We start from the raw sequence: 9,396 nt of genomic DNA, 5'->3' as shown, positions 1-9,396 counted from the left end.
GTAACCGTTCACCGGGAGGATGTTGACAACAACTCTTCCGGGAGCGGGTAGTCTGTTTTCTCTATGCAGGCACCGACCACGGCCCTCAGCCATTCCTGCGGACAGCGACCTAACCGCTTGGCTGTCTCTATCAAAGACAAGATGCGCTGCCGAAACAGCTCTCCCCGATGTGACCAAACGCCATAGCTCCCCTTGCGCCACAGCACATACCCGCGTAGCGCCCGTTCCGCCTCATTATTGGTCAAGGCTATCTCGTCGTTTTCCAGAAAACGCCACAGCATTTCATCATCCTTGAGCAGTAGCCGACAGCGACCTCGGTAGCGCTTGCTGCACAGCAAACTGCCTCGCCCCAGCTCTTTTCGCCAGCTTTGCCGACATCGCTCAAGCCTTCGCTGATATTGTTTCTGGCTCAACACGCCTTGTTCATAGCCATGTCGAACCCTGAATACGCTATTTGCGAGAAGCACCAGTCGGGCCCCAATGGGCTGATTGACCTTTTCGCCGCTGTCGGCAATCGCTGCCACATTGCGCAGTACATGGGCCCAGCACAGCTGACGCTGGCTGCTGTCGATGAAACGGTATCCTGCGTACTGGTCTGTCACCAACACGCCATCCAATTCTGAGCCCAGCAGCCGTTTGGCCGCATCCTGACCCCGGCCAAACGCCGTCATGAAACAGACGGCCACCTTGCTCAGTGCCAGCCACATCCAGCGCCGCTCACCACCACGCTGATGCCGTGTTTCATCGGCATGGATACAGGAGGCTGATTGCACTTGTTGTTTGATGGCCTGGTGCGTCGGGGTCAACATGGCACTGACTCGCCCTTGCGCCTCGCTGATGGCGCCGCGACTGAAGCTCAGGCCGAAGTGCTGTTTAAGCTGTTGTTGTATCTGGCTAATGCTCTGGTGAAACAGACCACTTTGCAGGGCGATGTAGCTCAGCAGGTTGGTCCCCATCTGGCTGCTGCTCACCGTCTCGGGCAACGGAGCCGGGCTGGTCTCGATGCAATGACAACAGGTGCCGCTAAAGAGCTGATGTTCGGTCACCCTGTAGCTGACCTCGGGCAGGTCAAAGACCTGATGGACGCGGTAGGGTTTGTCATGAAATACCACATTGCCCCCACAGCAGGCGCACTGTCTGGCAGGGTAATGGGGTATTACCGTCAGCCGTTCATCCGCTGGATGACGCTCACGCCGAGCGCCTTTGTGGCCCGGTTGGGCGCCGCGTTTTTTACCTGAGGCAAGGCGCGGCCGAGCAGGTGGTGGTGAGCCTGGCCCATCACTGGAAGGAGGCTTGGAGGAATTGCCGCTGTGCTGGTTGAGTCGGTCTTCTAGCTCGGCGATGCGCGCCATCAGCTTCTGAATAAGTTCATTAGCCTGCTCAAGGGTCAGCGGCGAAGCGGCCGGTGGGGTCATGGATGTGCTCATGCCCCTGATGGTGCCAAGCTGACAGGATCACGCAAGAGGCAATAGTGGATCACCGGACGATCGTCTCATTTTTTACCTGTCAACTGGTCTGGGTGAACCGTTACATGACGACAGCCATTCAGAACATCATTGACGCTCGTACTTCCATCAATCACTTTCAGCCAGACCGCCCTCTGGAGGATGGGGTGATTGCATCCCTGATCAGCCTCGCAACCAAGGCGCCCTCGGCTTACAACATGCAGAACTGGCGATTCATTGCCGTGCAGTCCGAGGCGGCCAAGCGCCGCCTGAGAGCCGCCGCCTTTGAACAGCAGAAGATCATGGATGCCTCGGTCGCCTTCATCGTCTGCGGCACCCTGGCGGCCCACTCTCAGTTGGCCGCCACCCTGCAGCCCAGCGTGAAACACGGCATAATGGCGCAGCAAGTGGTCGATGGATGGGTCAGCCTGGCCAGCACGGCCCATGAGGGGAATGTCCTCCTGCAGCGGGATGAGGCCATCCGTTCTGCCTCCCTGGCCGCCATGACACTGATGCTGGCGGCACAGGGGATGGGGCTGGGGTCGTGCGCCATGAGCGGATTCGATGCTGTGCAGGTCGCTCGGGCGTTTGAACTCTCGACGAGCGAGCTACCCGTGATGATCGTCGCTGTGGGTTATCCCGCCACCAAGAACTGGCCGCAAAAGCCCCGCAAGGCCCTGTCGGAAGTGCTGTCCATCGTTTGATGCCATGACGATCCACACAGGGGGGCCCGCATCAGAGCGCGGGGGACGGCCACAAACATCTGGGCCCTGTCGATCCGCTCGGGTGCCATTGACCACTCCTCTGATGAACGACAATCCAGGCTCCATTGCTCGGTCTCGGACCAATCCAATGGTCTGTCTGATCCACAGCCCGCAGGCCAGACTTGCCGGACTGCGTCTTTTCGGCCCCCTCACAGGGGCCTTCTTGTTCATGCATGGTCATGGATGACGCGCCGTTATCCGGGCAACACCACCCGGCTTTCACCGCCGCCGAGGGCCTCCACCCGCACCTGCACGCCGATCCGCTCCACCAGGGTCTGCACGTGGGAGATGACCCCGATCTGGCGACCGGCCGCCTGCAGGGAGTCGAGGCTGGCGAGCGCCAGATCCAGGCTGTCGGGATCGAGCGTGCCGAACCCCTCGTCGATGAACAGCGATTCGACCTGGGTCTGACGCGACGACAGGCTGGAGAGCGCCAGCGCCAGCGCCAGCGACACCAGGAAACTCTCGCCACCGGAGAGGGAATCCACCGAGCGCACCTCGTCCCCCATGTCGAGATCCACCACCTGCAGCGCCAGATCGGTGCCGGGCACCCGCTCCAGTCGATAGCGGGGGGAGAGCTCGGCGAGCTGGGCGTTGGCCTCCAGCAGCAGCCGCTCCAGCGTGAGGCTCTGGGCGAAGGTGCGCAGCTTGGCGCCGCTGGCCGAGCCGATGAGATCGGACAGCCGCTGCCAGTGATCCGCCACCGCCTGCTGGGCGGCCAGCTCCTCCTGCAAGGTGCCCGCCTTGAGGGCAGCCGCCTCGGCCTGGGCCAACGTGCTCTTGCACTGGAACAACTGCTCGTCGAGGGCGCGGCAGTGCGCCTCCAACGCCGTCAACCGGCTGTCGAGCTCCTGTGGCGCCAACGCGGCCAGCTCGGGGTGATGCTCGCGGTAACGATCTCGCTTGCTCTCCTCCAGCGCCAGCGCCCGCTGCCGCTCGGTCAAGCGGGTTCGTGCCTCGGCGCGGGCATCCTCCAGCGCCTGCAAGGCGGTGCGGCGCGCCTTGAGCTCATCCGGGCTCATGGCCAGCAGGCGGCGCAGGTCATACTCGGCGATGCCGAGGCTGCTGGCGTGGGCAGCCCAGCGCCCCAGCACCTCCCGCCGCCGCCGGCTGCTCACCTGCTTCTCCTGCTCCAGATGGCTGAGACGGGTCTTGAGCTCGGTCTGGCGCTCGCGCAAGGCGCGGGCCGCCCCCTGCATCGTCTCCAGCTCGCTCGCCAGTTGCTGCAGCCGCTGCTGCCAGCGGCTCTCGACCAGGGCAATCTCCTCCCCCCCCAGACAGGCAGCGCGGCTGGTGATCAGCCCCTGCCGTTGCTGTTCATGCTCTTTGTAGTCGCGCTCGAGCTTGTGCAACAGATCGCGCTGGGTCTGTAGGCGCGCCTCCTGAGCGCTCAGGGCCGGGGTGAGGCTGGCAATCTCGCCGGTCAACCGCTCCCACTCGCTCTGACCGTGCAGCCAGGCCTCGCAGGCCCGCTGCCACTCGCGCCACTGCTGGCTGCCCAGCCACTGACGCCAGGGCTGGCCCCCCATCTGCTCGTCGAGCCGGCTGCCCCCCTGCTCAAGGCGCTGGCGCAGGGTCGTTTCCTGCTCGCCCATCGCCTTCATCTCCCCTTCCAGGGCGATGCGCTGGCGGTCAGCCTCCTGCCACTGCTGCTCGAACTGCTGGTGCTGGCTGGCCAGCTGGCTCAGCTGCTGGCGCACGGTCTGCAACTGCTGCTGACCGAGCTGGGCTTCGCGCAGTTGCTGCTGGCTGCGGGCCAGCCCCTGCTCCAGGCTCTGGCCGCGGCCCAGCAGGATGCTCATCAATTCGTTCCACTCGATCGGGCTCTGACGCAGCGGCAACGGATGTCCCAGCAGCTCGGCACCGCCGAGCTGTTGCCAGCGCTGGGTCAGCTGCTCGGCGCGCGTCTCCAGCTCCGGCAGATGTTGCTGGCGCACCGCCAGCTGGCGGGCCAGCTCCTGGCGCTCGCTCTCGCACTGGATGTATTGGTGATTGAGCCGCTCCCACTCGAGCTCGAGGCCGCGGACGCGCTCCGCCAGTTGCCCCAGAATGCCCGCCACCTGCGGCTGGCTCTGGCGGTAGGGGTGCTCCTCGGCGCCGCAGAGCGGGCAGGGTTCACCGTCGCTCAGGATGTGGCGATGCTGCTCGAAACTGGCGATGGCGCGAGACTGCTCCAGCGCGTGGCGCGCCTCGTCCCGTTGCAGGGCGAGCCGATCGCGGGCCGGCGCCAGCTCGTCGCCGAGGATGGCCAACTTGCCGAGCGCCTGCTCCAGCTGGGCGATCTCCTGCTGCAGGCGACCATGCTGTTCGCCGTGGTTGCGGCCATAGTCGGCCAGCTCCAGCAGCTGGCGCAGCTGGCCGAGCTGCTCGGTCTGCCCTTGCCACTGCTCCTGCGCCTTGGCCAGGCGCCCCTCCCACTGCTGCTCCTGCAGCTCGTGCTGCTGTTGCTGCAGTCTCTCCTGCTCGCGCTGCCAGTAGTCCCGCTCCTGCTGCCCCTGCTCCAACTGGCGCTGCACCTGCCTGAGGGCGCGCAGCTTGTGATCCCGCAAGGTGAGCAGCTGCTGCAGCCTGTTGGCATCCTCGGCCCAATCCTGGATAGCGGTGAGCAGGGGCTGCCACTGGCGGGCCACCGGCGCCAGCTCCTTGTGCTCCTCAAGCCAGGCCCCCCACTGCTGGTGCTGGGCCTTGAGCTGCTCCACCTGTTGGCGCTGCTGGCGCCAGCCCTGCTCCAGGGTGAGCTGCACCTCCCGCTCCTGCGCCCCCTCCTGCTGGATCTTCTGCAGTTGCTGCTGCTTTTCCCGAATGCGGGTATCGAGCTCCTGCGCCCGTTTGAGCTCGGGTTGCAGGGCGCCCCACTCGCGCTCGGCGGCGATCTTCTCCGCCAGCAGCTGCTGTTCGGTGAGGGCGCTCTGCTGGGTCTGCTCCTCCAGCTTGCCAAGCTCGGGGCCAAGCTCGGCCAGCGCCTTCTCCTGCTGCTGCACCTCCAGGGTGAGGCGAGCCAGCTCGTCGTGATCGGCGCGGGCCACCTGGGCCTGCTCGGCGCGGGCGAATTCCTCGCGCTCCGGGGCGGCCGCACCGTGGGCCGCCTCCGCCGCGGCAAGGGCCGCTTCCCCCTCTTGACAGGCCTGCAACTGGGCGGCGATGCGGCCGTTGAGATCCCGCAAGTCCTGCAGCAGCTGCTGCTGTTGCTGCTCGTGCTTGAGGCTGGTGGCGAGGCTGACCTGCTGGCTCACCCACTGCTCGCGGGTCGCCTCGTCCATCAGCGCCACGTCGCCGAGCCGCTGGCTGATGGCGGCGAGTTTCTGCTGCTCCTCCCGCGCCCGCTCATGGGTCTGAATCGAGATGGCGGAGTAGAGCTCGGTGCCGGTCATCCGTTCGAGCAGGGCGGAACGCTCGTCGGCGCTCGACTTGAGGAAGGCGGCAAACTCCCCCTGGGGTAGGATGACGGCGCGGCGAAACTGCTCCCAGGAGAGCCCCACCAGCTCGTCGATGCGATCCTGCAGCTCCCGCTTGCTGCCACTGAACACCTGGCCCGACGCCACGTCGGTCAGGCTGCGCTCCTGGGCCTGAAAGCGCCCCTCGGCGCGGTTGCGGGCACGGCGTACCGCCCAGCGGGCCAGCCAGATGCGGCCGTCACAGCCGCGAAACTGCACCTCGGCAAAACCGCTGGCGTGGCCGCGGCTGAGGATGCCGCGCACGTCGTTGGCCTTGAGCTTCTCCTCGTCATCCATGCGGCCCACTTCGGCCACGTTCTTGCGATTGGCGATGAAGCGCGGCATCTCGTCGTAGAGCGCCAGACAGATGGCATCGAGCAGGGTGCTCTTGCCGGCGCCGGTATTGCCGGTGATGGCAAACAGGCCGGCGGCCCCCAGGGCGCCACCGGCAAAATCGATGGTGAATTGACCGGTCAGGCTGGCAAGGTTCTCACCACTCAAAGAGAGGATCTTCATACGCCACACACCTCCATCCATACCGACCCGATATCGCGCGTGCTCTTGCCCCCATCAGCCCGGGTATTGCCGGTGATGGCGAACAGGCCGGCGGCCCCCAGGGCGCCACCGGCAAAGTCGATGGAGAAGGGGCCGGTCAGACTGGCCAGATTCTCCCCTGACAGCGACAAGATTTTCATGAGTTGCACTCCTCCATCCGTGCCTCTGTCTTCGCTGGCAGCTTGGCGCTGCCCAGATTCTCATCGGATGGGGTCAAGATTGTCATGCATTGGCCTCCTTCACCTGCTCCAGGATCTCTTCAAACGATGCAACCAACCCGGCCTCCGGCTCACCCTCGAACTGACGCCGATAGCAGAGGCGAAACACCTCGCTGGGGGAAAGCTCATCGAGCCGGCGCTGGCCGGCACCGTCCGCCAGCCCCTGGCCCGAGCCCTGATAACTGGTCGTGATGCGGGCCAGGCGCACCGGCTTGTCGCCGATGGCGGCCAGCACGCGCTCGCGGATGCGGGCTTCGGGCTTGGGCAGCAGCAGCCGTACCTCGAGGAAGGGCTGTGCTTCTTGTGGGCAAGGGTGCAGCGCCAGCGCCTCGATGGCCTTGAGCGCCTCGTCGAGGCCGCTCTGGGGCAGCCGGATCATCTCCACCGCGCGGGGCACCGGGATCCGCTCAAGGCGGGCCAGCTTGCCCCCCTCGAACGTCACCTCCAGCACCTGATGGTGGTAGTTCGCTTCGGCCAGCGAAAGCGGCAGCGGTGAGCCGCTGTAGTGCACCCTCTCGGCCGGGCTCTGGGCCAGGTGCAGGTGACCCAGCGCCGTGTAATCGGCGGCGGCAAACAGCTCGGCGGGCAGGGCATGCTGGTTGCCGCCGAGCACCCGCCGCTCGGAGAGCTCGGAGAGCTGGCCCGATGCCAGATAGGCGTGGCCCATGGCGATGAGGGCCTGATCCGGATTGCAGCGCGTTCGCCCCTCGCTCAGCACAGCCTCATAGACCTGGCGTACCCCTTCGATCAGTCTGTCCTGCCCCTCGCTGAGCCCTTCGGGGCGCAGATCGCTGCTGCGCAGAAACGGCACGGCGGCGCACCAGGCGGCCACCTCGCCGTCCTTGCCCCGCAGCGGCACCAGCAGGCGCTCGGTCTCGAGGCGCCCCTCGTCGTCCCGGCTGATACTGCCCACCAGATGCAGGTCGAAGGCGCGCAGCAGTTCGTGGGGGGCATCCAGCTTGGAGGGGGAGTCGTGGTTGCCGCCGATCAGCACCATCTCCAGAGCCGGGTGCTCGGCGCGCAGACGTGCCAGGAAGCGGTAGAGCTGCTGCCAGGCGCTGGCAGGGGGGTTGGCGGTGTCGAACAGATCGCCCGCCACCAGCAGGGCGTCTATTGCCCGTGTCTTGATGGTGTCGGCCAGCCAGTCGAGGAAGGCATCGTGTTCGAAGCGGCGGTCGTGGCCATGGAGTTGATGGCCAAGATGCCAGTCGGCGGTATGCAGGATCTTCATGAAAAAACGACTCGTATGGAGGTGGTGCCAGCGGCACCCGATGCAGACAAGATGAGGATAGGCCCCTCTTTTTTCAAGCAAAAAGGGGCTGACGTCAGATTCAGACGGCTTGGTAATGCATCTGGTACTGAAGATGGCCGGTGAGGGGATCGGGCACCTCCCCCCCAATTTCAAAGCCGTGGCGACGATAGAAACGCACCGCCGGCTCGTTCTCCACGAAGACCCGGGTATGCAGTGCGGCGCACCTGGATTTGGCCTCCTGCAGCAGGGCGTGCCCCACCCCTCGCCCCTGCCGGTCGGGGCGCACGAAGAGGGCGGCCAGATAGTCATCCACCAGGGCCATGAAGCCGAGCAGATCGCCGCGCTCCTCGAACACCCAGATGCGGGCGTGATCGAGATAGCGGGTGCGCAGATCTTCCTGTGCCTGCCACCAGCAGGAAGCGTCGACGAAATCGTGGGCCTGCAGGGAGGCCAGCAACCAGATTTCGACGATCTCTTCCATGTCTTCCGGCCGGCTCTGTCTCAACATAGTCGCATCCCTGTCAACAATTTGAACACTCGCAGTCTAGGGGAGTTGGACGCGCTGGCGGGTGAGCAAGGTGGGGCCCTGTGAGGTCGATCGCCCTTTATTTAGCGAGAATGATTGGCTGATCACAAAGCGCCTCTCTAGTACAATGCCCGCCGGACAATCTAGAGACCGAGGACGCCATGTGGTTTAAAAACCTGCAGATTTATCGCTTTACCCGCCCCTTCGACCTGACCGTGGAACAGCTGGAAACCCAGCTCGAGGCCTGTGCCTTCACCCCCTGCGGCAGTCAGGACATCTCCCGGTTCGGGTGGGTCAAGCCCCTTGGCAAATTCGGCTCCACCCTGACCCACGCCGCCTCTGGCCACCTCCTCATCTGCGCCCGCAAGGAAGAGAAGATGCTGCCCGGCACCGTGGTCAAGGAGATTCTGGCGGAGAAGATAGAGGCGATCGAATTCGAGCAGGGCCGCGCCCTCAAGAAGAAGGAGAAGGAGGCGCTCAAGGAGGAGATCATGCATACCCTGCTGCCCCGCGCCTTCAGCCGCACCAGCCAGACCTTCGCCTGGATCAACCCCGCCGACAACCTGATGGTGGTGGATGCAGGCTCCGCCAAGAAGGCGGACGACCTGCTGGCGCTCTTGCGCAAATCCATCGGCACCCTGCCTGTGGTGCCGGTGGCCCTGAAGAACCCGCCCGAGATCACCATGACCGAGTGGCTCAACGAGGGCAACCTGCCCGCCGCCTTCACCCTGGAGGACGAGGCGGAGCTGCGCAGCGCCATGGAGCACGGCGGCATCATCCGCTGCAAGCAGCAGGATCTGATGAGCGACGAGATCAAGAATCACCTGGCCAACGACAAGCTGGTGACCAAGCTGGCCCTCAACTGGGGCGAGACCTTGAGCTTCGTGCTCGGCGACGATCTCTCCATCAAGCGCCTCAAGTTCAGCGAGGAGCTGCGCGAGCAGAACGACGATGTCACCAGCGAGGATCCCGCCGCCCGCCTGGATGCCGACTTCGCCCTGGTGACCGCCGAGTTGGCCCAGTTCATCCCGGCCCTGTTCGCCGCCCTGGGTGGGGAAGAGCAGTCCATCTAGTCAGCCCGCAGGCGACAGACATCATCATAAAAAAACCGCCTGATGGCGGTTTTTTTATGTCTCAATGACTCCAGCCCGGCATGTCGACGGGCTACGCCAAAGCCAAAGAGCGCGATGGAAGGCCGGCAC

At 64.9% G+C, this 9,396-nt stretch carries 7 protein-coding genes; 2 read left to right on the top strand and 5 right to left on the bottom strand.

The window, feature by feature from the left end; genetic code table 11:
* Positions 1-8: 8 nt before the first annotated feature.
* Positions 9-1,427 carry an IS66-like element ISUnCu16 family transposase gene (locus tag AB5Y72_RS08665; RefSeq protein WP_201972752.1) on the bottom strand — a complete coding sequence of 473 codons (1,419 nt, stop codon included), beginning with the start codon at positions 1,425-1,427 and terminating at the stop codon, positions 9-11.
* Between the two features lie 104 nt (positions 1,428-1,531).
* Here AB5Y72_RS08665 and AB5Y72_RS08660 point away from each other — a divergent pair, with 104 nt between their 5' ends.
* Positions 1,532-2,149 (top strand): nitroreductase family protein, encoded by a 618-nt coding sequence (locus AB5Y72_RS08660; RefSeq protein WP_042075063.1) that lies wholly within the window; start codon positions 1,532-1,534, stop codon positions 2,147-2,149.
* Between the two features lie 254 nt (positions 2,150-2,403).
* On the opposite strand, the gene AB5Y72_RS08655 is transcribed toward AB5Y72_RS08660, so the two are convergent.
* From AB5Y72_RS08655 to AB5Y72_RS08640, 4 genes are all read right to left on the bottom strand, one after another.
* Positions 2,404-6,159: an AAA family ATPase gene (locus AB5Y72_RS08655; RefSeq protein WP_325781968.1), complete on the bottom strand. Its 3,756-nt coding sequence runs from the start codon at positions 6,157-6,159 to the stop codon at positions 2,404-2,406.
* Positions 6,156-6,338: an exonuclease SbcC gene (locus tag AB5Y72_RS08650; RefSeq protein ID WP_203091269.1), complete on the bottom strand. Its 183-nt coding sequence runs from the start codon at positions 6,336-6,338 to the stop codon at positions 6,156-6,158. Before AB5Y72_RS08650 ends, AB5Y72_RS08655 begins: the two co-directional genes overlap by 4 nt.
* 82 nt (positions 6,339-6,420) lie before the next feature.
* Complete coding sequence (locus AB5Y72_RS08645; RefSeq protein ID WP_325781966.1) at positions 6,421-7,647, bottom strand: exonuclease SbcCD subunit D C-terminal domain-containing protein; 1,227 nt, start codon at positions 7,645-7,647, stop codon at positions 6,421-6,423.
* Positions 7,648-7,747: 100 nt separating this feature from the next.
* Positions 7,748-8,176 (bottom strand): GNAT family N-acetyltransferase, encoded by a 429-nt coding sequence (locus AB5Y72_RS08640; RefSeq protein WP_325781965.1) that lies wholly within the window; start codon positions 8,174-8,176, stop codon positions 7,748-7,750.
* Positions 8,177-8,355: 179 nt separating this feature from the next.
* On the opposite strand from AB5Y72_RS08640, the gene rdgC reads away from it, so the two are divergent.
* Positions 8,356-9,267, top strand: a complete 912-nt coding sequence (rdgC, locus tag AB5Y72_RS08635; RefSeq protein WP_325781964.1) for a recombination-associated protein RdgC — start codon at positions 8,356-8,358, stop codon at positions 9,265-9,267.
* The last annotated feature ends 129 nt before the right edge of the window (positions 9,268-9,396 follow it).

It is taken from the genome of Aeromonas sp. R7-4 (assembly GCF_040908055.1).
Taxonomy (GTDB): Bacteria; Pseudomonadota; Gammaproteobacteria; order Enterobacterales; family Aeromonadaceae; genus Aeromonas; species Aeromonas sanarellii.
This window is presented reverse-complemented; position numbering and strand designations above follow the sequence as displayed.

Bases quoted from the DNA above. Each gene is read 5' to 3' on its own strand.
- AB5Y72_RS08665 (WP_201972752.1), bottom strand. From the start codon at position 1,427: ATGAGCACATCCATGACCCCACCGGCCGCTTCGCCGCTGACCCTTGAG.
- AB5Y72_RS08660 (WP_042075063.1), top strand. From the start codon at position 1,532: ATGACGACAGCCATTCAGAACATCATTGACGCTCGTACTTCCATCAAT.
- AB5Y72_RS08655 (WP_325781968.1), bottom strand. From the start codon at position 6,159: ATGAAGATCCTCTCTTTGAGTGGTGAGAACCTTGCCAGCCTGACCGGT.
- AB5Y72_RS08650 (WP_203091269.1), bottom strand. From the start codon at position 6,338: ATGAAAATCTTGTCGCTGTCAGGGGAGAATCTGGCCAGTCTGACCGGC.
- AB5Y72_RS08645 (WP_325781966.1), bottom strand. From the start codon at position 7,647: ATGAAGATCCTGCATACCGCCGACTGGCATCTTGGCCATCAACTCCAT.
- AB5Y72_RS08640 (WP_325781965.1), bottom strand. From the start codon at position 8,176: ATGTTGAGACAGAGCCGGCCGGAAGACATGGAAGAGATCGTCGAAATC.
- rdgC (WP_325781964.1), top strand. From the start codon at position 8,356: ATGTGGTTTAAAAACCTGCAGATTTATCGCTTTACCCGCCCCTTCGAC.